This window comes from Serratia sp. CY56464 (assembly GCF_052168435.1).
In the GTDB taxonomy this organism is placed as follows: Bacteria; Pseudomonadota; Gammaproteobacteria; order Enterobacterales; family Enterobacteriaceae; genus Serratia; species Serratia marcescens.
The window spans coordinates 473,430-497,483 of the sequence record NZ_JBJNMV010000002.1; the positions used below are offsets into that span (position 1 = coordinate 473,430).

At 60.1% G+C, this 24,054-nt stretch carries 18 protein-coding genes; 12 read left to right on the forward strand and 6 right to left on the reverse strand.

The genetic code is table 11. From position 1 onward, the window contains the following. The first annotated feature begins 9 nt into the window (after positions 1 to 9). From relA to ACJ8KE_RS15850, 7 genes are all read left to right on the forward strand, one after another. Positions 10 to 2,241 carry a GTP diphosphokinase gene (gene relA, locus ACJ8KE_RS15820; protein WP_004932686.1) on the forward strand — a complete coding sequence of 744 codons (2,232 nt, stop codon included), beginning with the start codon at positions 10 to 12 and terminating at the stop codon, positions 2,239 to 2,241. Between the two features lie 102 nt (positions 2,242 to 2,343). After that, positions 2,344 to 3,138 carry a nucleoside triphosphate pyrophosphohydrolase gene (mazG, locus tag ACJ8KE_RS15825; RefSeq protein ID WP_016929063.1) on the forward strand — a complete coding sequence of 265 codons (795 nt, stop codon included), beginning with the start codon at positions 2,344 to 2,346 and terminating at the stop codon, positions 3,136 to 3,138. Positions 3,139 to 3,489: 351 nt separating this feature from the next. Next, on the forward strand, positions 3,490 to 5,127 hold the full coding sequence (gene pyrG, locus ACJ8KE_RS15830) for a glutamine hydrolyzing CTP synthase (protein WP_004932674.1): 1,638 nt from the start codon (positions 3,490 to 3,492) through the stop codon (positions 5,125 to 5,127). Between the two features lie 81 nt (positions 5,128 to 5,208). Beyond that, positions 5,209 to 6,504 carry a phosphopyruvate hydratase gene (gene eno, locus ACJ8KE_RS15835; protein WP_004932670.1) on the forward strand — a complete coding sequence of 432 codons (1,296 nt, stop codon included), beginning with the start codon at positions 5,209 to 5,211 and terminating at the stop codon, positions 6,502 to 6,504. Positions 6,505 to 6,802: 298 nt separating this feature from the next. Continuing rightward, positions 6,803 to 7,993 carry an FAD/NAD(P)-binding oxidoreductase gene (locus tag ACJ8KE_RS15840; RefSeq protein WP_397609390.1) on the forward strand — a complete coding sequence of 397 codons (1,191 nt, stop codon included), beginning with the start codon at positions 6,803 to 6,805 and terminating at the stop codon, positions 7,991 to 7,993. After that, positions 7,990 to 8,394, forward strand: coding sequence for a hypothetical protein (locus tag ACJ8KE_RS15845; RefSeq protein WP_016929060.1), 405 nt, complete (start codon positions 7,990 to 7,992; stop codon positions 8,392 to 8,394). The genes ACJ8KE_RS15840 and ACJ8KE_RS15845 overlap by 4 nt, the downstream gene beginning before the upstream one ends. 30 nt (positions 8,395 to 8,424) lie before the next feature. Continuing rightward, a complete protein-coding gene (locus ACJ8KE_RS15850) occupies positions 8,425 to 9,621 on the forward strand; it encodes a methionine gamma-lyase (RefSeq protein ID WP_110146699.1) in 1,197 nt (398 codons plus the stop codon). A 37-nt stretch (positions 9,622 to 9,658) separates the two neighbouring features. Here the strand turns inward: ACJ8KE_RS15850 and ACJ8KE_RS15855 are convergent, their stop codons facing one another. The 4 genes from ACJ8KE_RS15855 to ACJ8KE_RS15870 form a co-directional block, all read right to left on the reverse strand. Further along, positions 9,659 to 11,053, reverse strand: coding sequence for an amino acid permease (locus ACJ8KE_RS15855; protein WP_234213773.1), 1,395 nt, complete (start codon positions 11,051 to 11,053; stop codon positions 9,659 to 9,661). A gap of 102 nt (positions 11,054 to 11,155) precedes the next feature. Beyond that, the gene (gene hutH / locus ACJ8KE_RS15860; RefSeq protein ID WP_016929057.1) at positions 11,156 to 12,691 is read right to left on the reverse strand and encodes a histidine ammonia-lyase; all 1,536 of its coding nucleotides are present in this window, start codon (positions 12,689 to 12,691) and stop codon (positions 11,156 to 11,158) included. After that, complete coding sequence (gene hutU / locus ACJ8KE_RS15865; protein ID WP_025159649.1) at positions 12,688 to 14,379, reverse strand: urocanate hydratase; 1,692 nt, start codon at positions 14,377 to 14,379, stop codon at positions 12,688 to 12,690. Before hutU ends, hutH begins: the two co-directional genes overlap by 4 nt. 375 nt (positions 14,380 to 14,754) lie before the next feature. After that, positions 14,755 to 16,095, reverse strand: coding sequence for an MFS transporter (locus ACJ8KE_RS15870; RefSeq protein ID WP_442517309.1), 1,341 nt, complete (start codon positions 16,093 to 16,095; stop codon positions 14,755 to 14,757). A 327-nt stretch (positions 16,096 to 16,422) separates the two neighbouring features. Between ACJ8KE_RS15870 and queE the strand changes: the two genes are divergently transcribed. Both queE and ACJ8KE_RS15880 read left to right on the forward strand, forming a co-directional pair. Next, a complete protein-coding gene (gene queE / locus ACJ8KE_RS15875; RefSeq protein ID WP_004932641.1) occupies positions 16,423 to 17,094 on the forward strand; it encodes a 7-carboxy-7-deazaguanine synthase QueE in 672 nt (223 codons plus the stop codon). A 43-nt stretch (positions 17,095 to 17,137) separates the two neighbouring features. Continuing rightward, on the forward strand, positions 17,138 to 17,647 hold the full coding sequence (locus ACJ8KE_RS15880) for a GNAT family N-acetyltransferase (RefSeq protein ID WP_442517310.1): 510 nt from the start codon (positions 17,138 to 17,140) through the stop codon (positions 17,645 to 17,647). Positions 17,648 to 17,673: 26 nt separating this feature from the next. On the opposite strand, the gene queD is transcribed toward ACJ8KE_RS15880, so the two are convergent. After that, positions 17,674 to 18,033 (reverse strand): 6-carboxytetrahydropterin synthase QueD, encoded by a 360-nt coding sequence (queD, locus tag ACJ8KE_RS15885; RefSeq protein ID WP_004932638.1) that lies wholly within the window; start codon positions 18,031 to 18,033, stop codon positions 17,674 to 17,676. Positions 18,034 to 18,469: 436 nt separating this feature from the next. Between queD and cysJ the strand changes: the two genes are divergently transcribed. The 3 genes from cysJ to ACJ8KE_RS15900 all read left to right on the forward strand — a co-directional run bounded on the left by cysJ (position 18,470) and on the right by ACJ8KE_RS15900 (position 22,796). Continuing rightward, entirely contained in the window at positions 18,470 to 20,272 is a 1,803-nt protein-coding gene (gene cysJ / locus ACJ8KE_RS15890; RefSeq protein WP_028127846.1) for an NADPH-dependent assimilatory sulfite reductase flavoprotein subunit, read from the forward strand. Continuing rightward, on the forward strand, positions 20,272 to 21,987 hold the full coding sequence (gene cysI / locus ACJ8KE_RS15895; protein ID WP_016929053.1) for an assimilatory sulfite reductase (NADPH) hemoprotein subunit: 1,716 nt from the start codon (positions 20,272 to 20,274) through the stop codon (positions 21,985 to 21,987). Before cysJ ends, cysI begins: the two co-directional genes overlap by 1 nt. Before the next feature lie 74 nt (positions 21,988 to 22,061). Beyond that, the gene (locus tag ACJ8KE_RS15900; RefSeq protein WP_060440758.1) at positions 22,062 to 22,796 is read left to right on the forward strand and encodes a phosphoadenylyl-sulfate reductase; all 735 of its coding nucleotides are present in this window, start codon (positions 22,062 to 22,064) and stop codon (positions 22,794 to 22,796) included. A 55-nt stretch (positions 22,797 to 22,851) separates the two neighbouring features. Here the strand turns inward: ACJ8KE_RS15900 and ACJ8KE_RS15905 are convergent, their stop codons facing one another. Further along, entirely contained in the window at positions 22,852 to 23,922 is a 1,071-nt protein-coding gene (locus ACJ8KE_RS15905) for an aminopeptidase (RefSeq protein WP_028127845.1), read from the reverse strand. Positions 23,923 to 24,054: the final 132 nt, after the last annotated feature.

Sequence of the window (24,054 nt, forward strand, 5' to 3'; positions counted from 1 at the left end):
GGAGAAGTTATGGTTGCGGTAAGAAGTGCACATCTGAATACGGCGGGTGAGTTCGCTCTCGATGAGTGGATCGCCGGCTTGGGGCTACCTAACCCGCAGTCATGTGAGCGATTGGCCGCAACCTGGCGTTATTGTGAGCAGCAGACCCAAAACCATCCCGACGCCTCGCTGCTGCTGTGGCGCGGCCTGGAGATGGTGGAAATTCTCTCGACGCTGAGCATGGACAATGACAGCATGCGCGCCGCGCTGCTGTTCCCGCTGGTGGACGCCGGCATCGTGCAGGAAGAGACCCTGACCGAAGCGTTCGGCAAGGGGATCGTCGCGCTGGTGCACGGCGTGCGCGATATGGACGCCATTCGCCAACTGAAAGCCACCCAAAACGACTCGATGGCCTCCGAACAGGTCGACAACGTGCGCCGCATGCTGTTGGCGATGGTGGAGGATTTCCGCTGCGTGGTCATCAAGCTGGCGGAGCGCATCGCCCACCTGCGCGAGGTGAAAGACGCGCCGGAAGACGAACGCGTGCTGGCGGCGAAAGAGTGTTCCAACATCTACGCCCCGCTGGCCAACCGGCTCGGCATCGGCCAGTTGAAGTGGGAGCTGGAGGATTTCTGCTTCCGCTACCTGCATCCGGAAGAATACAAGCGCATCGCCAAGCTGTTGCATGAGCGCCGCATCGATCGCGAACAGTTCATTGACGATTTCGTCGCCGGGCTGCGCGCAGAAATGGCCAACGAAGGCATTCGGGTGGAGATCTACGGCCGGCCGAAACACATCTACAGCATCTGGCGCAAGATGCAGAAAAAACACCTGGCGTTCGACGAACTGTTCGACGTGCGTGCGGTGCGCATCGTGGCGGAGCGCCTGCAGGATTGCTACGCGGCGTTGGGCATCGTGCATACCCACTTCCGCCATTTGCCGGATGAGTTCGACGACTACGTCGCCAACCCGAAACCCAACGGCTACCAGTCGATCCACACCGTGGTGCTGGGGCCGCGCGGCAAGACCGTCGAGATTCAGATCCGCACCCGGCAAATGCACGAAGACGCCGAGCTGGGCGTGGCCGCGCACTGGAAGTACAAAGAGGGCGCGGGCGTAACCGTGCGCTCCGGCTACGAAGAACGCATCGCCTGGCTGCGCAAGCTCATCGCCTGGCAGGAAGAAATGGCGGACTCCGGCGAGATGCTCGACGAAGTGCGCAGCCAGGTGTTCGACGATCGGGTCTATGTATTTACCCCGAAAGGCGACGTGGTGGATCTGCCGGCCGGCTCCACGCCGCTCGATTTCGCCTACCACATTCACAGCGACGTCGGTCACCGCTGTATCGGCGCCAAGATCGGCGGCCGCATTGTGCCGTTTACCTATCAGCTGAAGATGGGCGATCAGATTGAGATCATCACCCAGAAACAGCCGAACCCGAGCCGCGACTGGCTGAACCCGAACCTGGGGTATGTCACCACCAGCCGCGGGCGCTCGAAGATCCACAACTGGTTCCGCAAGCAGGATCGCGACAAGAACATTCTCGCCGGCCGCCAGATGCTGGACAACGAACTGGAACACCTCGGCATCAGCCTGAAAGAGGCCGAAAAGCTGCTGATCCCGCGCTACAACATGAACTCGCTGGACGAGGTGTTGGCGGCGATCGGCGGCGGGGACATTCGCCTGAACCAGATGGTGAATTACCTGCAGGGCAAGTTCAACAAACCGAGCGCCGAAGAGCAGGATCGCGAGGCATTGCGCCAGCTGGTGCAGCAGAAAGCGCCGCCGCCGGCCCGCAACAAGGACAACGGCCGCGTGGTGGTGGAGGGCGTGGGCAACCTGATGCACCACATCGCCCGCTGCTGCCAGCCGATCCCGGGCGACGACATCGTCGGCTTTATCACCCAGGGGCGCGGTATTTCGATCCACCGTGCGGACTGCGATCAGCTGGTCGATTTGCAATCGCACGCGCCGGAGCGCATCGTCGATGCGGTATGGGGTGAAAGCTACTCCAGCGGTTATTCGCTGGTGGTGCGCGTGATGGCCAACGATCGCAGCGGGCTGCTGCGCGACATTACCACCATTTTGGCCAACGAAAAGGTCAACGTGCTGGGCGTCGCCAGCCGCAGCGACACCAAGAAACAGTTGGCCACCATCGACATGGATATCGAAATCTACAACCAGCAGGTGCTGAGCCGGGTGCTGGCGAAGCTGAACCAGCTGCCGGACGTGATAGACGCCAAGCGTCTGCACGGCAACTAAGCCCACATCGCCTTTCGGGCCGTATGCGCCATCGATACGGCCCGAGATCCATGAATTCGGTGGGCGCTCCCATGCGCCCTCATTCTTTCTCAGAGATTTTTTATGACCCAATCCACTCCGCTGCAGCGCCTGCTGAACATCATGAAAACGCTGCGCGATCCGCAGGTCGGTTGCTCATGGGACCGCAAGCAAACTTTCGCCACCATCGCGCCCTACACGCTGGAAGAGACTTACGAAGTGCTGGACGCCATCGAGCGGCAGGACTACGCCGATCTGCGCGACGAACTGGGTGATTTGCTGTTCCAGGTGGTGTTCTATGCCCAGATGGGGCAGGAGCAGGGGCTGTTCGATTTCGATGAGGTGTGCACCGCCATCAGCGACAAGCTGGAGCGCCGTCACCCGCATATCTTCGGCGACGCCGAGGCGGGAGACAGCGAAGCCGTGGCGGCGCGCTGGGAGCAGCTGAAGGCCGGCGAGCGCGCCGAAAAAGCGCTGCACTCGGTGCTGGACGACATTCCGCAGGCGCTGCCGGCGTTGATGAAGGCGCACAAGATCCAAAAACGCTGCGCCTCGGTCGGCTTCGACTGGAACACCCTGGGGCCGGTGCTGGACAAAGTGTATGAAGAGCTCGACGAAGTGATGCACGAAGCCCGCCAGGCGGTGGTCGATGAGAGCAAGCTGGAAGAGGAGATCGGCGATCTGCTGTTCGCCACGGTGAACCTGTCGCGCCATTTGGGGCACAAGGCAGAGAATGCGCTGCAGACGGCGAACCGCAAGTTCGAACGTCGCTTCCGCCAGGTGGAAGCGATCGTCCAGCAACGCGGGCTGCGGCTTGAAGACGCCACGCTGGAGCAGATGGAAGACGCCTGGCAGCAGGTGAAGCGCCAGGAAAGTTGAATCGCTGCGACGACAATGTTGATCGCAAACAAGGTTCACTTGGGCTGAAACGGTTAAGCTTGCGGTCAGGTCACAGGCGCATGGCTGCCGTCGGCAGCAAAAGGCCAACAAACTGAAATCTAAGGCGTTTTATCGCTCGAGAGGGGCGGTAAAAAGAAACTTTCTCCGCTAACTCTTTGTATTTCCTGGAGGGTTTATGCGGCGCCGGCGGAGTAAACCCTGATGAACACGGGAGGGCGGCCGAGATGATGGACAGCAAAACGATCGTTTGTAGGTCAGGAGAGGTTCGGGTATACTACTTTCCCGTCCTGGTTCTTCCATCGTCTTTAAACCTAAACTCTCAGGTTCAGCATGACAACTAATTATATTTTTGTGACCGGCGGGGTCGTATCCTCTCTGGGTAAAGGCATTGCCGCAGCCTCTCTGGCGGCTATTCTTGAAGCCCGTGGCCTCAACGTTACCATCATGAAACTGGACCCGTACATCAACGTGGATCCGGGCACCATGAGCCCGATTCAGCATGGGGAAGTTTTCGTCACCGAAGACGGCGCAGAAACCGATCTGGATTTGGGTCACTACGAGCGCTTCATCCGCACCAAAATGTCGCGTCGCAACAACTTCACCACCGGCCGCATCTACTCCGACGTGCTGCGTAAAGAACGCCGCGGCGACTATCTGGGCGCGACCGTGCAGGTCATTCCGCACATCACCAACGCGATCAAAGAGCGCATCATCGAAGGCGGCGAAGGCCACGATGTGGTGCTGGTGGAAATCGGCGGCACCGTCGGCGATATCGAATCGCTGCCGTTCCTCGAAGCCATCCGTCAGATGGCGGTGGAAGTGGGCCGCGAGCACACTCTGTACATGCACTTGACGCTGGTGCCGTACATGGCGGCGGCGGGCGAAGTGAAAACCAAGCCGACCCAGCATTCCGTAAAAGAGCTGCTTTCCATCGGTATTCAGCCTGATGTGCTGATTTGTCGTTCCGATCGCGCGGTTCCTGCTAACGAACGCGCTAAAATCGCGCTTTTCTGCAACGTGCCGGAAAAAGCGGTTATCTCTCTGAAAGACGTTGATTCTATTTATAAAATCCCAGGCCTATTGAAATCTCAGGGGCTGGACGATTATATTTGTAAACGATTCAGCCTGAACGCGCCGGAAGCCAACCTGGCCGAATGGGAACAGGTGATCTACGAAGAAGCCAATCCGGGCGGCGAAGTGACCATCGGTATGGTCGGCAAATACGTTGAGCTGCCGGACGCCTACAAGTCGGTAATCGAAGCGCTGAAGCACGGCGGGCTGAAAAACCGTTTGACCGTGAACATCAAGCTGATCGACTCGCAGGACGTGGAAACGCGCGGCGTGGAAGTGCTGAAAGGGCTGGATGCGATCCTGATCCCGGGCGGCTTCGGCTACCGCGGCGTGGAAGGCAAAGTGATGACCGCGCGCTATGCGCGCGAGAACAACATTCCTTACCTGGGTATTTGCCTGGGCATGCAGGTGGCGTTGATGGAGTTCGCTCGCAACGTGGCGGGGATGGAAAACGCCAACTCCACCGAGTTTATGCCAGACTGTAAGTACCCGGTGGTGGCGTTGATCACCGAATGGCGCGACGAAGACGGCAACGTCGAAGTGCGCAGCGAAGAAAGCGATTTGGGCGGCACGATGCGCGTAGGTGGCCAACAGTGCAACCTGAGCGACAACAGCCTGGTGCGTCAGCTGTACGGCGAACCGACCATTGTCGAGCGTCACCGTCACCGTTACGAAGTTAACAACATGCTGTTGAAGCAGATCGAAGCCGCAGGGCTGCGTGTCGCCGGTCGTTCCGCCGACAACAAGCTGGTTGAGATCATTGAACTGCCGAATCACCCGTGGTTTGTAGCCTGTCAGTTCCACCCGGAATTTACGTCTACACCGCGTGATGGGCATCCGCTGTTCGCCGGCTTCGTGAAAGCCGCAGGCGAGCATCAGAAGCGCCAGGTGAAATAACATATTTGGTAGGCGGCGCGCGGTGAGAACCGCGCGCTGTTTGTCTGGAGTTTTAGTTTAACTTGTACTGAGGAAAACCTAATGTCCAAAATCGTTAAAGTCATCGGTCGTGAAATCATCGACTCCCGCGGTAACCCGACTGTTGAAGCCGAAGTTCATCTGGAAGGCGGTTTCGTAGGCCTGGCTGCTGCGCCGTCAGGTGCTTCTACCGGTTCCCGCGAAGCGCTGGAACTGCGTGACGGTGACAAGTCTCGTTTCCTGGGTAAAGGCGTACTGAAAGCCGTTGCCGCAGTAAACGGTCCGATTGCTCAGGCAGTACTGGGTAAAGATGCCAAAGACCAGGCGAACATCGACAAGATCATGATCGAGCTGGACGGCACCGAGAACAAATCCAACTTCGGCGCCAACGCCATTCTGGCGGTTTCCCTGGCAGCAGCGAAAGCAGCCGCAGCCTCTAAAGGCATGCCGCTGTACGAGCACATCGCTGAACTGAACGGCACCCCAGGCAAATTCTCCATGCCACTGCCGATGATGAACATCATCAACGGCGGCGAGCACGCTGACAACAACGTCGACATTCAGGAATTCATGATTCAGCCGGTTGGCGCGAAAACCCTGAAAGAAGCGGTGCGCATCGGTTCCGAAGTGTTCCACCACCTGGCGAAAGTTCTGAAAGCCAAAGGCATGAACACCGCCGTGGGCGACGAAGGCGGCTACGCGCCAAACCTGGGTTCCAACGCCGAAGCGCTGGCGGTTATCGCTGAAGCGGTAAAAGCGGCGGGCTACGAGCTGGGCAAAGACGTCACTCTGGCGATGGACTGCGCGGCTTCCGAGTTCTACAAAGACGGTAAATATGTGCTGGCCGGCGAAGGCAACAAGGCCTTCACTTCCGAAGAGTTCACGCACTTCCTGGAAGAGCTGACCAAACAGTACCCAATCGTGTCTATCGAAGATGGCCTGGATGAATCCGACTGGGCAGGCTTCGCTTACCAGACCAAAGTTCTGGGCGACAAAATCCAGCTGGTGGGTGACGATCTGTTCGTAACCAACACCAAGATCCTGAAAGAAGGCATCGAGAAAGGCATCGCTAACTCCATCCTGATCAAGTTCAACCAGATCGGTTCTCTGACCGAAACCCTGGCAGCTATCAAGATGGCGAAAGACGCCGGTTACACCGCGGTGATCTCTCACCGTTCCGGTGAAACCGAAGACGCGACCATCGCCGACCTGGCGGTAGGGACTGCGGCTGGCCAGATCAAAACCGGTTCCATGAGCCGTTCTGACCGCGTTGCCAAGTACAACCAACTGATCCGTATCGAAGAAGCGCTGGGTGACCGTGCGCCGTTCAACGGCCTGAAAGAAGTTAAAGGCCAATAAGTTCGACCGATTCGGTTGCTAAATAAAAACCCGCTGCGGCGGGTTTTTTTATGTTTTAAATTCGTGATGATTGTCAGTTTAATAATAAGTTTTTCATTGAAAGCGCGGTTTTGTTTAACCCGATAATTTCATTAAAGATAGTAAATGCGTTTATTTTATATTCCCATTTTATTTGCTTTATAACTATTCGTTACTAGACTGCCAATAAGGCAGTTTATTTTTCGCCGTTCTGCCGTAGACCTTCATCATCACCATACCTTAATACTGCCGGCTTGCTGGCCGGTTGAGCGAGGGCTTGATGCGACAGCGAATCATCATTGTCGGCGGCGGAACCGGCGGCACTATCCTGGCTAATTTATTGGCCGCAAAATTGCACCGGGAAATTATTAATAATAAAGTCGAGTTATTAATGATATCGGATTCACCGCTGCATTATTACAAGCCGGCGTTTATGTATGTGGCGTTCAATACTTTTTTCAAGCAAGAGCTCACGCGCTCACAGCGGAGTTTATTGCGGCCCGAAATACAGTTTATTATTGATAAGGCGGAATCTTTCGATTTAAAACAGCGAAGCATAGCTACGCAAAGCGGTAAATTTTATTCCTATGATTTTCTGGTTTTCGCCACCGGCTGCGTACCTTGGCCAGAGCGCATCGAAGGATTGGTGCAGGCGGGCGATCATTTTTACCAGTATCAGGCCGCCAGGCGGTTAGCGCATAAATTGGCGACGATCGAGAAAGGCCGCATTTTCATCACCGTGTCCTTCCCTGAAACGCCCAATGTGCCCCATCAGTGCGGCATCGCACCGATCGAAACCACCCTGATGCTGGATGACTATCTGCGGCGGCGCGGCGTGCGCAAGGCGGTGGAGATTGTGTACACCTATCCGACCATTTCTCAACTCTTGCGTAACTGCCTGTTTTTACAGCGCCCGACCGGTGAAGCGCTGCCCGCCATTTTTGCCGCGCGCGACATTCGCCACCAGCGAGGGTTTACCCTCAGCCGGGTAGACGCCCAGCGTAACGTCGCCTATTCCGCTGAGGGGGAAGAGCAGCCGTTCGACATTCTGATGGCGACGCCGCCGATTCGCGCAGTCGAGGCGGTGCGCAATACCGGGTTGAGCGAGAGTCAAAACGGTGAAGGCTGGCTGCCGACCGATCATCAAACGCTGCAGGTCTACGGCCAGCAGGGCGTGTATGTCATAGGCGATACCGTGGATTTGCCGGTCAGCAAGGCCGGCGGCTCTTGCCATAATCAGGCGCCGGTCATTGCCGACAACATCGTGGCGGAAATGCGGCTGGGCCACACAGTGAGCCATTATGACGGCAAGGTGCAGGCGGTTGCGCAAATGGGGCTGAATGCCGGCATGCCGCTGGTGTACGACTACCGTCACGACGTGCTGCCGACGCCCGCCACCAAGGTGGGCGGCATGCTGCGCAATGGGTTTAACCGCGGCCTTTACTGGGCCACGGTAAGGGGGCTGATATGACGGAAAGCACGGTGCATGCGGCGGACCTGCAATCATTGGCGGCGTTGCTCGAGAAACTGCAGCCGCTGCTGTCGGGCGGCCGGTTGGATAACGTGGTCGATCTGTTGTCGCTGTTGTCGGACGTGGTGGATATTGCCGACAACGCGCTGGTGGAGAAACTGGCCGGCGTCTTTGAAGGTTTGGTGACCCTCGGCTGGGAAGGCGGAACGGCGCTGCAGATGGCGCACAGCGAGCTGCAGTTGAATCCTCCGCCGGCCAGTTTTCGCGCGCTGTACGCCTTGCTGAAGCAGCCGGATACCCTGCTGGGGTTAACGTTGCTGCTGCGTACTTTACAAATCATCGGCAAGCGCGCGCGAGACAGCGCGTTGCCGTCAGCCCTTCCAGATGAATCGTCGAATTAAGCTTCACCCACTCAGGTAAGGAGTTGTGTTATGTCCGCTACAGCAGTTGGCCACGACTTTGCCACCCGGGCTATTCATTACGGCTACGATCCTCAGCGGTATCAGGGGGCACTGTCTCCACCGGTGTTTATGAGCTCTACGTTTGCTTTTCCCACGGCGGAATACGGTGGCGCCTGCTTTGCCGGCACCGAGCCGGGGTACTTTTATTCGCGCATCGCCAACCCGACGTTAAACCTGCTCGAGCAACGCATCGCCAACCTGGAGGAGGGGGAGGCGGCGGTGGCGTTCGCTTCCGGTATGGGGGCGATCACCGCGTGTTGTTGGACGCTGCTCAGACCGGGTGATGAGCTGATTGTCGATGAAACCGTCTATGGTTGCACCTTCAGCTATTTTCATCATGGTCTGGCGCGCTTTGGCGTCAAGATAACCCACGTTGACCTGACCCGGCCGGAGCGGCTGGCGTCGGCCATGGGGCCGCATACCCGGCTGGTGTATTGCGAAACGCCGGCCAATCCCAACATGCGCTTGATCGATATCGCCGCCGTGGCGGAGATCGCCCATCGGCATCAGGCGCTGCTGCTGGTGGACAACACCTACTGTACGCCCTATCTGCAGCGGCCTCTGGCGTTAGGCGCCGATATCGTGGTGCACTCGGCGACCAAGTACCTCGGCGGGCACGGCGATCTCCTGGCCGGGATAGCGGTGACGCGTCAGGCGTTGGCCGAGGCGATCCGTCTGGAGGGGCTAAAGGACATGAACGGGGCGGTACTGTCGGCGCAGGATGCCGCGCTGGTGCTGCGTGGGATGAAAACCTTGCCGCTGCGCATGGATCGTCATTGCGATAACGCGCAGCGCCTGGCGGAGATGCTGACGGAGCATCCGGCGATCGAGCGGGTGTATTACCCCGGCCTGGCGAACTTCCCGCAGCATGCGTTGGCACGGCGGCAAATGGCGCGCCCCGGCGGCATGCTGGCGTTTGAACTGCGGGGCGGAATACGTGCGGGCATTCGCTTCCTCAATGCGCTGCAGCTCATCTTGCGCGCGGTCAGCCTGGGCGATTGCGAAAGCCTGGCGCAACACCCGGCCAGCATGACGCACTCGGCCTACACGCCGGAAGAGCGGAAACGGCACCACATCAGCGAGGGGCTGGTGCGGCTGTCCGCCGGGCTGGAGGCGTTTGACGATCTGCAGGCGGATATCCTGCAGGCGCTGGCGCAGGCGCAATAAAAAAACCCGCCGCAGCGGGTTTTGGCCGAAGCGAGCGTTACATCTGTTGCGTCGCGGTGGTCACCGGCGAACCGCCGCCTTTCTTGCGCACCCACAGCCAGTAAGCCACGGTGAGGAACGCGATCCACACCAGCCCGACGTACAGCGCGATGCGGCTCTCTTCGAAGTAGCCGAGCAGGCCGATGACGAACGCCATAAAGGCGGTCGCCAATGCCGGCGCGACCGGCCACCACGGCACCGGGAAGCTCAACTGACGCGTTTCTTCCGGCGACAGCGTGCGGCGCATGACGATCTGTGACAGCAGGATCATCAGCCACACCCAGACGGTGGCGAAGGTGGCGATCGAGGCGATGATCATGAAGACCTTCTCCGGGATCAGGTAGTTGAGCACCACCGCCAGCAGCAGGGCGACCGACATCACCAGCACCGTCATCCACGGCACGCCGCTGGCGGTCAGTTTGGTGAAGCTGCGCGGCGCCTGGCCGTCCTGCGCCATGCCGTACATCATGCGGCCGGCGCCGAAGATGTCGCTGTTGATGGCCGAAATGGCGGCGGTGATCACCACCACGTTCAGCACGTTGGCGGCGGAGCTGATGCCGAGGTTGCTGAAGATCTCAACGAACGGGCTGCCGTTCTGGCCGATGCTGTTCCACGGATAGATCGCCATCAGCACCGTCAGCGTCAGCACGTAAAACAGCAGGATGCGCACCGGCACGGCGTTGATCGCCTTCGGCAGCACTTTGGCGGGGTCTTTCGCCTCGCTGGCGGTGATGCCGATGATCTCGATGCCGCCGAAGGCGAACATCACTACCGCTAATGACGCGACCACGCCGCCGATGCCGTTAGGCATAAAGCCGCCGTGCTGCCACAGGTTGCTGATGCCGGTGGCGTGCTGGGCTTGCCCGAAACCGAACAGCATCACCGCCGCACCGCCGACGATCATCGCCACGATGGCGGCGACCTTGACCAGCGACAGCCAGAACTCCAGCTCGCCGAAAACCTTGACACTGCACAGGTTGAGCGCGCCGATAAACAGGATGATGCTGAGCACCCAGACCCACTGGGCGACGTCCGGGAACCACAGCCCCATATAGATGCCGAAGGCGGTGACGTCCGCCAGGGCGACGATCACCATTTCAAAGGTGTAGGTCCAGCCGGTGAGGAACCCGGCCAGCGGGCCGAGATAGTGGCTGGCGTAGTGGCCGAACGAGCCGGAAACCGGCTGATGCACCGCCATTTCACCCAGCGCGCGCATCACCATGAATACCGCCGCGCCGCCCACCAGGTAGGCCAGCAGCACCGCCGGGCCGGCCAGCTGGATGGCGCCGGCGGAGCCGTAGAACAGGCCGGTGCCGATCGCCGAGCCGAGAGCCATGAAACGGATATGCCGCGCGTTTAGTCCGCGTCTGAGTTGTGTCGTTTCGTTACGCATGTTGCTTCCCGTTAAGTGTTTGCCGAACAGGCACGCGCTGCCCGCGCCGGGTGGAACGCACCCGGCGGGGCAGAACAAACTGCGTGATTCAGTGTGTAATGATTATGCCTGGCTAGGCAGCAGCGCCGCAGGCAGCAGCGATGTCAGGTGACCGGCCGCCAATAGCTGGCTGGCGGCTTCAATGTCGGGGGCGAAGAAACGATCCTTGTCGTAGAAACTGACATGCTCGCGCAGCAGACGGCGCGCCTGCTCCAGACCTTCCGAGGTCTTCAGGCCGTTGCGGAAATCCAGGCCCTGGCAGGCGGCCAGCCACTCGACCGCCAGAATGCCGCGCACGTTGTCCGCCATGCTCCACAGACGGCGGCCGGCGGCCGGCGCCATGGAAACGTGGTCCTCCTGGTTGGCGGAGGTCGGAATGCTGTCGACGCTCGATGGATGCGCCAGCGCTTTGTTTTCGCTGGCCAGCGCCGCGGCGGTGACCTGAGCGATCATGAAGCCGGAGTTCACGCCGCCGTTCTCCACCAGGAACGGTGGCAACTGAGACATGTGTTTGTCCATCATCAGCGAGATGCGGCGCTCGGACAGCGAACCGATTTCGGCGAATGCCAGCGCCAGGTTATCGGCGGCCATCGCCACCGGTTCGGCGTGGAAGTTGCCACCTGACAGCACGTCACCCTGCTCGGCGAACACCAGCGGGTTATCGGAGACGGCGTTGGCTTCGATCTCCAGCACCTCGGCGGCCTGACGGATCTGCGTCAGGCAGGCGCCCATTACCTGCGGCTGGCAGCGCAGGGAGTAAGGATCCTGCACTTTTTCACAGTTGCGGTGCGAGTCGGAGACTTCGCTGCGCGCGCCGAGCAGGTGGCGGTAGGCGAGGGCGGCGTCGATCTGGCCGCGCTGGCCACGCACCTCGTGGATGCGCGCATCGAACGGGCTGCGGGAGCCCAGCGCCGCTTCCACCGTCAGGCTGCCCGCCACGGTCGCGGCGGCGAACAGGTCTTCCGCGTCGAACAGGCCGCGCAGCGCGAAGGCGGCGGAGACTTGGGTGCCGTTCAGCAATGCCAGGCCCTCTTTCGCCGCCAGCGTCAGCGGTTTCAGGCCGGCTTTGGCCAGCGCTTCGGTTGCCGGCAGCCATTGGCCCTGATGGCGCGCTTGGCCTTCGCCCAGCAGCACCAGGCTCATGTGCGCCAGCGGCGCCAGATCGCCGGAGGCGCCGACTGAGCCTTTCAGCGGGATATGCGGATAGACTTCGGCGTTGACCAGCGCGATCAGCGCCTGGATAACTTCCAGGCGAATGCCGGAGAAGCCGCGCGACAGGCTGTTGATCTTCAGCACCATGATCAGGCGCACCAGATTGTCGTCGGTCGGCTCGCCCACGCCGGCGGCGTGTGACAGCACGATCGAGCGCTGCAGATTTTCCAGATCGTCGCGGGCGATGCGCGTCGAAGCCAGCAGGCCAAACCCGGTGTTGATGCCGTATGTGGTGCGGTTTTCTTCAACGATGCGTTCCACGCAGGCCACGCTTCGCTGGATTGGGGCATAGGCGTTGTCGTCCAGCGTCAGCGTCACCGGGTGTTGATACACGTCGCGTAGCTGGGCCAGCGTCAGTTTGCCCGGGCGAATAGTCAGCGCTTTCATGCTTTTTCTCCTTGGGTCGCGGCAACCATCGGCAGGTTCAGGCCTTGCTCGCGGGCGCAGTCGATAGCGATATCGTAACCGGCGTCGGCGTGACGCATGACCCCGGTAGCCGGGTCATTGTGCAGCACGCGGGCGATGCGCTCGGCGGCTTCGTCGGTGCCGTCGCAGACGATCACCATGCCGGAGTGTTGGGAGAAGCCCATGCCGACGCCGCCGCCGTGGTGCAGGGAAACCCAGGTGGCGCCGCTGGCGGTGTTCAGCAGGGCGTTCAGCAGCGGCCAGTCGGAAACCGCATCGGAACCGTCTTTCATCGCTTCGGTTTCACGGTTCGGGCTGGAAACGGAGCCGGAATCCAGGTGGTCGCGGCCGATGACGATCGGGGCGGACAGTTCGCCGCGGCGAACCATCTCGTTGAACGCCAGACCCAGCTTGGCGCGCTGGCCGAGGCCAACCCAGCAGATGCGCGCCGGCAGGCCCTGGAAGCTGATGCGCTCGCGCGCCATGTCCAGCCAGCGGTGCAGGTGTTCGTCATCCGGGATCAGCTCTTTCACCATGGCGTCGGTTTTGTAGATGTCCTGCGGATCGCCGGACAGCGCCGCCCAGCGGAACGGCCCGATGCCGCGGCAGAACAGCGGACGGATGTAGGCCGGCACGAAGCCCGGGAAGTCGAAGGCATTGTCGACGCCGGTTTCTTTCGCCATCTGGCGAATGTTGTTGCCGTAGTCGAAGGTCGGCACGCCCATCTGCTGGAACGCCAGCATGGCTTTGACGTGATCGGCCATCGACTGCTTGGCGGCGGCGACCACCTTGGCCGGCTCGGTCTGGGCGCGCTGGCGATACTCTTCCCAGCTCCAGCCTTTCGGCAGATAGCCGTTCAGCGGATCGTGGGCGCTGGTCTGATCGGTGACCATGTCCGGGCGCACGCCGCGGCGCACCAGCTCAGGCAGGATTTCCGCCGCGTTGCCGCACAGGGCGATGGAGATGGCTTTGCCTTCTGAGGTGTATTTTTTGATGCGGGCCAGCGCGTCGTCCAGATCTTTGGCCTGCTCATCGACGTAGCGGGTTTTCAGACGGAAATCGATGCGGCTCTGCTGACATTCGATGTTCAGCGAGCAGGCGCCCGCCAGCGTGGCGGCCAGCGGCTGCGCGCCGCCCATGCCGCCCAGACCGGCGGTCAGCACCCAGCGCCCCTGCAGGCTGCCGTCGTAATGCTGGCGGCCCGCTTCGACGAAGGTCTCATAGGTGCCCTGAACGATGCCCTGGCTGCCGATGTAGATCCAGCTACCGGCGGTCATCTGGCCGTACATGGCCAGGCCTTTGGCGTCCAGTTCGTTGAAGTGTTCCCAGGTCGCCCAGTGCGGCACCAGGTTGGAGTTGGCGATCAGCACGCGCGGCGCGTTGCTGTGGGTTTTGAATACGCCGACCGGCTTGCCGGACTGCACCAGCAGGGTTTCGTCCTCTTCCAGCGTTTTCAGGGTTTCGACGATCTTGTCGTAGCAATCCCAGTCGCGCGCGGCGCGGCCGATGCCGCCGTACACCACCAGCTCATGTGGGTTCTCCGCAACTTCAGGATCGAGGTTGTTCATCAGCATGCGTAACGGCGCTTCGGTCAGCCAGCTTTTTGCGTTTAATTGTGTGCCGCGTGGCGCGCGTACATCGACATTGCGAACTTTGTTATTTGTAGTCACAGCATTTTCCTCAAACAGTATCGGTGCAGATTCCATGCCGCGGTGGGGATGAGTACCACGGCATAACAATGCGTAGGGCTTATTAACATATACTTGTATGTACAAGCATATGCAACACTGACCAGTTGCCGCTGAAAAGTGGCATAAGAAAAAGTTATTTTCTTTTTATATCAGGTTGATATGCGATTTTTTATCACCGGCTTCATGTGCGAAAAGCCGGAGAAAAGTGAGCTGTTCGGCAAAAATGAATTAAAATTGACTCATTTTTGGGCGGCTAGTCACAATATTTTTACAGACTGATTACAGTTGGCGGCGGAGGATAAACAAGCCCTATCACCGCGGGAAGAAAGCCCGCCGTGGGCGGGCTTGCCAGGCTCAGGCGGCCGGTTGCAGCATCGGCTTGCGGCTCATCTTGCACACCGTGGCGATGGCGGCGATCAGCGCCGGTACGCACAGGAACATCAGGATGCTCTGCACTTCCCACTGCATCGCCAGCAGTTGGGCGCCCATCATGGTGCCGGCGACGCCGCCGAAGCGGCCGATGCCCTGCATCCAGGCGATGCCGGTGGCGCGGCTGTGGGTCGGGTAGAAGGTGGCCGCCAGCGTTTGCAGCCCGGACTGCGCGCCGTTCATGGTGACGCCCATCAGGAAGATGAAGGCGCCCAGCAGCACGATCTGCTTGTCTTCGGTGGCCATCGCCACGATCAGCAGGGCGGTGACGACAAAGCCACTCGAGACCACTTTGTGCGCATTCCAGCGGTCCATCAGCCAGCCGGCCACCAGGATGCCCAGCGTGCCGCCGAAGGTGAACAGCGAGGTGAGCATCGCCGACTGTTCCAGCTGATAGCCCAGCCCCTGCATCAGGATTGGCATCCAGCTCAGCAGCACGTAATAGATCACCAGCCCCATGAAGTAGGTCACCCACAGCATCAGCGTGCCGAGCAGGTAAGGGCGGCTGAACAGCAGGCCGACGCTGGTCTTGGCCTGCGTCAGCTTCTCTTCGTACAGGTAAAAACGCGTCACGCCGTCGAGGCTCTGGCTGACGAAGCGTTGCGTGATGCGTTTGATCTTCGCCGCATCCTGCCCGCGGTTGACCATATATTTGACCGATTCCGGCAGCAGCAGGATCAGCAAAACCGTCAACGCCAGCGGCGCAATGGCGCCGAGCAACAGCACGCTGTGCCAGCCGTAGCTCGGGATCAGCCACGATGAAATGGCGCCGCCGCCGGCCGCGCCCAGCGGAAAGCCGCAATACATGGTATTGATCGCCAGCGAACGGCAGCGCTGCGGCGCGTATTCGGAGATCAAGGTAATGGCGTTGGGCATCGCCGCCCCCAGCCCGAGACCGGTGAGGAAGCGCCACAGCGTCAGGCTGTTGAGCGAACCGGCGTAGGCGGTGGCCAGGCTCGACAGGCCGAAGAACAGGCAGGAAAACACCAGCACGCGCTTGCGGCCGATGCGGTCGGAGATTGGCCCGGCTATCAGCGCGCCGAGCGACAGCCCCAGCAGCGCGGCGCTCAGCACCGGCCCCAGATCCTGCTTCACGATGCCCCAGTCTTTGGCGACCGAGGGGGCGATATAGCCCATGGCGGCGGTATCGAAACCGTCGATGGCGAGGATCAGGAATCCGAGAACGATCAGTGTCCAGTGAAACAGCGAAAACTTGCTGTCGTCGATGGCCTGTTGAATGTTTAACTCGCTGGTGGAATGAGTCATGGCACCCTCTAAACGCAGATGTAGTCGTGATGAATAGTATGTGGCCGAAACTGATGCTCGGCTTGTGTTTGCTTGTATATACATCTGCGCGTCGGCGCTTTATGTCAAATATAATTATCTTATTTGTTAACTTCGTGTTGTTTTCTGTGGAGCAGGTTGCACCGCGGATGAAAGGCCTAATACCGGTTAACAAATTAAATGAACGCCATTGGCGGTGAGATATGCTGGCGGCGGCGCGGAGGAAAAAATTTAATACAATTTTGGCCGTTTGGTCGCCGAGGCGGAATCTGCGATAATCGTTTTTTACTTTTCCAGATTGAGAAACCGATGCAGTACCCGATCAACGAGATGTTCCAAACCTTGCAGGGCGAAGGCTTTTTCACCGGCGTGCCGGCCATTTTCATCCGCCTGCAGGGCTGCCCGGTAGGGTGCAGCTGGTGCGACACCAAACATACCTGGGAAAAGGAAGCCCATCGGGAAGTAGACCTGCAACGGATCCTGGTCAAAACAGAAGAGAGCGACGCCTGGGGCAATGCCAGCGCCGAGCAGCTGTTGGCGGTGATGCGCCAACAAGGCTACACCGCGCGCCATGTGGTGATCACCGGCGGCGAACCCTGCATTTACGATCTGGCGCCGCTGACCGAGCTGTTCGAACAGCACGGCTACCGTTGCCAGATTGAAACCAGCGGCACCCACGAAATTCGCTGTTCCGCCAACACCTGGGTGACGGTTTCGCCCAAGGTGAATATGCGCGGCGGCATGAAGGTGTTGGATCAGGCGCTGCGGCGCGCCGACGAGGTGAAGCATCCGGTGGCGCGCGAGCGCGACATCGAGGCGCTGGATGCGCTGCTGGCGACGTTGCAGGATGACAAGGCGCGCATTATCGCGCTGCAGCCGATCAGCCAGAAAGAAGAGGCGACCCGTCTGTGTATTGAAACCTGTATCGCGCGCAATTGGCGGCTGTCGATGCAGACCCACAAGTATCTGAACATCGCCTGAGTTTTTTATTGGCCGCAGGCCTTCGAACGGGACGGGAGTTACGGTGAAAATTATATCGCGTGCATTCGAGGCGGTGACGGAAGCGGAATTGCGGTCGATTCGCTCGCTGTTGTCCGACGCTTTCCCCGAGATAACCGACGGATTTTATCGGCGGCAGGTGCCGGCTTGCCTGGTGACCGCCACGGAAGGCGAGGCGATCGTCGGACAACTGGCGGTGCATGAGCGGCCGGTGTTGATTGACGGTGAGGCCGAGGTGATCGGCATCATCGGGCTGGTGGCCGTGGCACACACGCATCGGCGCCGCGGCGTGGCCGCAAACATGCTGGTGAAGGCGCATGACTATTTGCGCAGTAAAGGGATCGCGTATTCCATACTGTTTGCGGTAAGCGAAAAGTACTATACCGGCGCCGGCTATTGGGCGATGGAAAACGAGACGGCGTTCATTGAGGATGGCGAGAGCAAAACGTTTGTCTATCGAGGGGGAATGGCGCTGAGCCTGTCGGAAAGGCCCTGGACGGCGCGGCGTCTGGATCTGCAAGGCGAGGTAGTGTGAGGGTATCTGCACATACCCTCACGGCATCAACCTTTATATACGCATCCCGCCGTACAGGTCTCTTTCACCATCACCGCAGTCAGTTCCGGTAACTGGGGCTTGAGCTGCTGCCAAATCCAGGCGGCGAGCACTTCGCTGGTGGGATTTTCCAATCCTGGAATATCGTTCAGATAATGGTGATCCAGCCGTTCCCAGATCGGGGAAAACACAGCCTTGAGCTCGGCGAAATCCATCACCCAACCGGTGTGGGGATCCACTTCACCGGTCACTTCCAGACGCACCATAAACGAATGCCCATGCAGACGGCCGCATTTATGGCCCTCCGGCACGTGCGGCAAGCGGTGTGCGGCTTCAAACTGAAAATCTTTAAACAGCGTGGTTGCCATTATTACGGCCTCATTGACTCAAAAACCGCCGCATAGTACCGGAAAGCGCGTCTGCTTGCCATTTATACCGTTATGGTCTACCGCCGCGGTAACCGCGCCCGGTTAACACTTTTTTTGTTTGGTGTTTGCGGCACCTATCGGCTGGGGTTATGAGTCGAAATGTTGAACGGTGAAAAAATGATGAAAAAAAGCGCTTTAATTTCATCTGGATAAAAAACTTTGTTTAACGGTTTAAGCGTTATCCCTTACCAGAAAAACAGCTTAGTCATTTTGGTTATGATTTATTGCTATCCCTTATTTAATCGTTGCTATTCTGCTCGGTAACCTTACAAACTCTCCTGATCTTTTCCGCACACCCGACGCAGCGAAGAGACAGCGACTGGCACTGGCGCGCGCCTGGCAGGAAAGGCGCTAAGTATAGGAAATAAGTACAGCAATGACGACTCAGGCTCCTCCAACATCTTTGCTCCCGCTGACGCCCGAACAGCTGGCACGCCTGCAGGCGACGATCGGCGACTATTCGCCGACGCAGCTGGCGTGGCTGTCCGGTTATTTTTGGGGCATGGTCAATCAACAGCCCGGAGCCGTGGCCATGGCGCCTGTCGCCCCTGCGGCTGCCGCCGGCATCACTATCATTTCCGCTTCGCAGACCGGCAATGCGCGCCGCCTGGCGGAGCAGCTGCGCGACGATCTGCTGGCCGCCAATCTGAGCGCCACGCTGATCAACGCCGGCGACTACAAGTTCAAGCAGATAGCTCAAGAGCGCCTGCTGGTGATCGTCGCCTCCACGCAAGGGGAAGGCGAGCCGGCGGAAGAAGCGGTGGCGCTGCATAAATTCCTATTTTCGAAGAAGGCGCCGAAGCTCAATGACACCGCGTTTGCGGTGTTCGGGCTGGGCGACACCTCTTATGAGAATTTCTGCCAGTCAGGTAAAGATTTCGACGGCAAGCTGGCCGAGCTGGGTGCCGAGCGCCTGGTGGAGCGCGTGGATGCCGACGTGGAGTACCAGGAGCTGGCCGCCGCCTGGCGCAAACAGGTGGTGTCGGTGCTGAAGGCGCGCGCGCCGGCGGAAAGCACCGCGCCGGGCGTGTTGGCCAGCGGCGCGGTTGACCTGATCGACAGCAGTCCGTACAGCAAGGAACAACCGCTCACCGCCCAACTGGCGGTCAAGCAGAAAATTACCGGCCGCGCGTCGGATAAAGACGTGCGCCATATCGAGATCGATCTGGGCGACTCCGGCCTGCGCTATCAGCCGGGCGATGCGCTCGGCGTATGGTTCGACAACGATCCGGCGCTGGTGGACGAACTGGTGCAGCTGTTGTGGCTGAAAGGCGACGAGCCGGTCGAGGTGGAAGGGCAGACCCTGCCGCTGGCGCAGGCGCTGCGCAGCCATTTCGAGCTGACGCAGAACACCACGCCGATCGTCGATAAATACGCCGCGCTGTCGCGCGACGAAACGCTGATCGGCCTGCTGGCGGATAAAGCCGCGCTGCAGCATTACGCGCACAACACGCCGATCGTCGACATGGTGCGCCAGGCGCCGGCGGATCTGAGCGCCGAACAGCTGATCGGTCTGCTGCGTCCGCTGACGCCGCGCCTGTACTCCATCGCCTCTTCGCAGGCGGAGAACGAAAGCGAAGTGCACATCACCGTGGGCGTGGTGCGTTACGACATCGACGGGCGCGCCCGCAGCGGCGGCGCCTCCGGCTTCCTGGCGGATCGCCTGGAGGAGGACGGCGACGTGCGGGTGTTTATCGAGCACAACGACAACTTCCGTCTGCCGGCCAACCCGGAAACGCCGGTGATCATGATCGGCCCGGGCACCGGCATCGCGCCGTTCCGCGCCTTTATGCAGCAGCGCGACGCCGACGGCGCCGGCGGCAAAAACTGGCTGTTTTTCGGCAACCCGCACTTTACCGAAGATTTCCTGTACCAGGTTGAATGGCAGCGCTACGTGAAAGACGGCCTGCTGACCCGCATCGATCTGGCCTGGTCCCGCGACCAGCAACATAAAATATACGTACAAGACAAACTGCGCGAACAGGGCGCGGAAGTGTGGCGCTGGATTCAGGAAGGCGCGCACATTTACGTCTGCGGCGATGCCAATCGCATGGCGAAAGACGTGGAAAACACATTACTGGAACTGGTGGCCGAGCACGGTGGCATGGATACCGAGCAGGCGGATGAATTTTTAAGTGAGCTGCGCCTTGAGCGCCGTTATCAGCGAGATGTTTACTGATGAGTGATAAACACCCCGGGCCTTTGGTAGTCGAAGGCAAACTGGCCGATGCGGAGCGCATGAAGAAGGAAAGCAACTTCCTGCGCGGCACTATCGCCGAAGATTTGAACGACGGCCTGACCGGCGGCTTCAACGGCGACAACTTCCTGCTGATCCGTTTTCACGGCATGTACCAGCAAGATGACCGCGACATTCGCGCCGAACGCGCCGAGCAGAAGCTGGAGCCGCGCCACGCCATGATGCTGCGCTGTCGCCTGCCGGGCGGCATCATCAGCCCGCAGCAGTGGCTGGGCATCGACAAGTTCGCGCAGGAGAGCACGCTGTACGGCAGTATTCGCATCACCAACCGCCAAACGTTCCAGTTTCACGGCATTCTGAAAGGCAACGTCAAACCGGTGCACCAGCTGCTGAACCGCTTGGGGCTGGACGCGCTGGCGACCGCCAACGACGTGAACCGCAATGTGCTGTGCACCTCCAACCCGGTGGAGTCCGAGCTGCATCAGGAAGCCTACGAGTGGGCGAAGAAGATCTCCGAACACCTGCTGCCGCGCACCCGCGCCTACGCAGAGGTGTGGCTGGATCAGGAGAAGGTGGCCACTACCGACGAAGAGCCGATTCTGGGGCCGACCTACCTGCCGCGCAAATTCAAAACCACGGTGGTGATCCCGCCGCAGAACGACGTCGATCTGCACGCCAACGACATGAACTTCGTGGCGATCGCCGAAAACGGCAAGCTGGTGGGCTTCAACCTGCTGGTGGGCGGCGGGCTGTCCATTGAGCACGGCAACAAGAAAACCTACGCGCGTCAGGCCAGCGAGTTCGGCTACATTCCGCTCGAGCATACGCTGGCGGTGGCTGAAGCGGTGGTGACCACACAGCGCGACTGGGGCAACCGTACCGATCGCAAGAACGCCAAAACCAAATACACGCTGGAGCGCGTCGGGGTGGACGTTTTCCGCGCCGAAGTGGAAAAGCGCGCCGGCATCACCTTCGCGCCGATTCGGCCGTATGAATTCACCGGCCGCGGCGATCGCATCGGTTGGGTGAAGGGCATCGACGATCAGTGGCACCTGACGCTGTTTATCGAGAACGGCCGCCTGCTGGACTATCCGGGGCGCCCGCTGAAGACCGGTATGGCGGAGATCGCCAAGATCCATAAAGGCGACTTCCGCCTGACGGCGAACCAAAACGTGATCATCGCCGGCGTGCCGGAAAGCGAAAAGGCGAAGATCGAAGCCTTGGCGCGCGATCATGGCCTGATCGACGACGAGATCAGCGAGCAACGCAAAAACTCGATGGCCTGCGTGTCGTTCCCGACCTGCCCGCTGGCGATGGCGGAGGCCGAGCGTTTCCTGCCGCAGTTTGTCACCAAGGTGGAAGGGATCATGCATCGGCACGGGGTGGGTGACGAGCATATCGTGCTGCGCATCACCGGCTGCCCGAACGGCTGTGGCCGCGCGCTACTGGCGGAGCTGGGGCTGGTGGGCAAGGCGGTCGGCCGCTATAACCTGCATTTGGGCGGCAACCGCGAAGGCACGCGCATTCCGCGCATGTACCGCGAGAACATCAACGAAGATGAGATCCTGAGCGAGATCGATCTGCTGGTGGGGCGCTGGGCGAAGGAGCGCAACGCCGGCGAAGGTTTCGGCGACTTCACCGTTCGCGCGGGCATCGTCAAACCGGTGCTGGATCCGGCGCGAGATTTTTGGGAGTGAGGCCGGCGGCCCCTGGGCAGAGGCCCCTGGGCAGAGGGGCCGCACAGGTCATTTCAAGTATCAGGAGAGACAACATGGCTGAATTCGATCTGGCGGCGCTGAACGCGTTGCCCAAATCCGGGCAGGCGCTGGCATTAGCGGTGGTCAATGGCCAACTGGAGACCCTCAGCGCCGAACAGCGCGTTGCATGGGCGCTGGAGCATCTGCCCGGCGAATTCGTACTCTCGTCCAGTTTCGGCATTCAGGCGGCGGTATGCCTGCACCTGGTGACGCGTATCCGGCCGGATATCCCGGTGATCCTGACCGACACCGGTTATCTGTTCCCGGAAACCTATCGCTTTATCGATCAACTGACCGACCAACTGAAGCTGAATCTGCAGGTGTTCCGCGCGGAGCAGTCTCCCGCCTGGCAAGAGGCGCGCTATGGCAAACTGTGGGAGCAGGGCGTGGAAGGGATTGAAAAATACAACCAGATCAATAAGGTCGAGCCTATGAACCGCGCGCTGGAGACGCTGGGCGCGCAGAGCTGGTTCGCCGGCCTGCGGCGCGAGCAGTCAGGCAGCCGCGCCAATCTGCCGGTACTGGCGGTGCAGCGTGGGGTGTTCAAGATCCTGCCGATCATCGACTGGGACAACCGCAAGATTTACCAGTATCTGACCGAACACGGGCTGAATTATCACCCGCTGTGGGAGCAGGGTTACCTGTCGGTCGGCGATACCCACACCACCCAGAAGTGGGAGCCGGGCATGAGCGAGGAAGAGACGCGTTTCTTCGGCCTGAAGCGCGAGTGCGGCCTGCACGAAGGCTAAACGGCGCGATCAACATGACAGGGCTCAGCAATGCTGGGCCCTGTTTTTTTGCGGGCTACTTTTTCTTCTGCGCTTTCGGCGGGTGCGCCTGCGCCAGCTCTTTGATCAGCGGCAGCAGGATCTGCACGCTGTCGCGGCTGCGTTTGTCGATCCGCCCCGGCAGGTAGCGATCCAGATACTGCAGATTGTCATACTGCGGACGGTGCCAGGTGATGCCCTGCGGGAAGTGCGGGCTGACGGCGCGCTGTTGGTAGCCATCTTTGTCGCCCAGCGACCAGTTGGTGGCCTCCACCGACAGCACCGGGATGCCAGCAGCGTCGAACACCTCTTGATCAGAGCAGCAGCCGGTGCCTTTCGGATGCTGTGCGCTGCCCGGATTGGTGGCGGCGGCGATGCCGTAGCGGTGGGCGATATCCAGCGCGCGATCGCGGGAACGCTTCGCCATTTGCGGCGGCGTGTTGCGCCCGGCGTTGAAATACAGACGATCGCCGGTGATCAGGCTGTCGAGGTTGATCACCAGCACGGTGTTGCTTTTCTCTTCCGCACTCATGCGTTGCAGGTAGTTCTGCGCCCCCAGTGAACCGATCTCTTCGGCGCTGGTGGCGACGAAGCGCAGGCCGTAGGCGGTGGGAATGTTCTTCAGGCGTTCCGCCAGTTCCAGCATCACGCCGATGCCGGAGGCGTTGTCGTCGACGCCCTGCAGCGTCAAGCCGCCGAGGTTGTTATCCAGATCCTCATCGCTCTGCGGCGTATAGGTGTCGAAGTGGGCGACGACCACGATCTGTTTTGGGCTGTCGCCGTTGCGGGCGGCGATCACCGAGCTGGCGGTGACGTTGTTCCAGTTCTTCTTGCCGTCTTTGCTGGTGTAGAGATAGCGCGTATTGACGCTGCGAATGTCGCTTTGGTAACCCATCTTGCTGAATTGCTGCTTCAGATAGTCGGCGGTGAGCAATTCTGCCGGGCTGCCCGCCATGCGGCCGGGGAAGTAAGTGGCGATGTGGCGGGTCTGTTCGGCGGCGAAACGGCCCATTGGCGCGTCTTTTACGGGCTGTGCGGCACAAACGCTGAAGACGCCGCCGAGTGCGAGGGCCAGCAGGCTGGTCTTCAGGTAAAAACGGGAAAACATACCGAAAAATCCTTCTTTGCTATCGGCGCTGCCGATCATTTTTCTTCGGCACCCAGTATGAGACGCCGGGCGGCATTACACAATTTCCCTGTCTCTTAATTTCGCACGAACGCGCAAACCGCCGCCGTGAGT

Excerpts from the sequence above, each read along its gene's own strand:
- cysJ (WP_028127846.1), top strand. The coding sequence starts at position 18,470 with ATGACGACTCAGGCTCCTCCAACATCTTTGCTCCCGCTGACGCCCGAA.
- ACJ8KE_RS15855 (WP_234213773.1), bottom strand. The coding sequence starts at position 11,053 with ATGCGTAACGAAACGACACAACTCAGACGCGGACTAAACGCGCGGCAT.
- ACJ8KE_RS15840 (WP_397609390.1), top strand. The coding sequence starts at position 6,803 with ATGCGACAGCGAATCATCATTGTCGGCGGCGGAACCGGCGGCACTATC.
- relA (WP_004932686.1), top strand. The coding sequence starts at position 10 with ATGGTTGCGGTAAGAAGTGCACATCTGAATACGGCGGGTGAGTTCGCT.
- ACJ8KE_RS15870 (WP_442517309.1), bottom strand. The coding sequence starts at position 16,095 with ATGACTCATTCCACCAGCGAGTTAAACATTCAACAGGCCATCGACGAC.
- queD (WP_004932638.1), bottom strand. The coding sequence starts at position 18,033 with ATGGCAACCACGCTGTTTAAAGATTTTCAGTTTGAAGCCGCACACCGC.
- cysI (WP_016929053.1), top strand. The coding sequence starts at position 20,272 with ATGAGTGATAAACACCCCGGGCCTTTGGTAGTCGAAGGCAAACTGGCC.
- pyrG (WP_004932674.1), top strand. The coding sequence starts at position 3,490 with ATGACAACTAATTATATTTTTGTGACCGGCGGGGTCGTATCCTCTCTG.
- eno (WP_004932670.1), top strand. The coding sequence starts at position 5,209 with ATGTCCAAAATCGTTAAAGTCATCGGTCGTGAAATCATCGACTCCCGC.
- mazG (WP_016929063.1), top strand. The coding sequence starts at position 2,344 with ATGACCCAATCCACTCCGCTGCAGCGCCTGCTGAACATCATGAAAACG.
- ACJ8KE_RS15905 (WP_028127845.1), bottom strand. The coding sequence starts at position 23,922 with ATGTTTTCCCGTTTTTACCTGAAGACCAGCCTGCTGGCCCTCGCACTC.
- ACJ8KE_RS15845 (WP_016929060.1), top strand. The coding sequence starts at position 7,990 with ATGACGGAAAGCACGGTGCATGCGGCGGACCTGCAATCATTGGCGGCG.
- ACJ8KE_RS15900 (WP_060440758.1), top strand. The coding sequence starts at position 22,062 with ATGGCTGAATTCGATCTGGCGGCGCTGAACGCGTTGCCCAAATCCGGG.
- hutH (WP_016929057.1), bottom strand. The coding sequence starts at position 12,691 with ATGAAAGCGCTGACTATTCGCCCGGGCAAACTGACGCTGGCCCAGCTA.
- queE (WP_004932641.1), top strand. The coding sequence starts at position 16,423 with ATGCAGTACCCGATCAACGAGATGTTCCAAACCTTGCAGGGCGAAGGC.
- ACJ8KE_RS15850 (WP_110146699.1), top strand. The coding sequence starts at position 8,425 with ATGTCCGCTACAGCAGTTGGCCACGACTTTGCCACCCGGGCTATTCAT.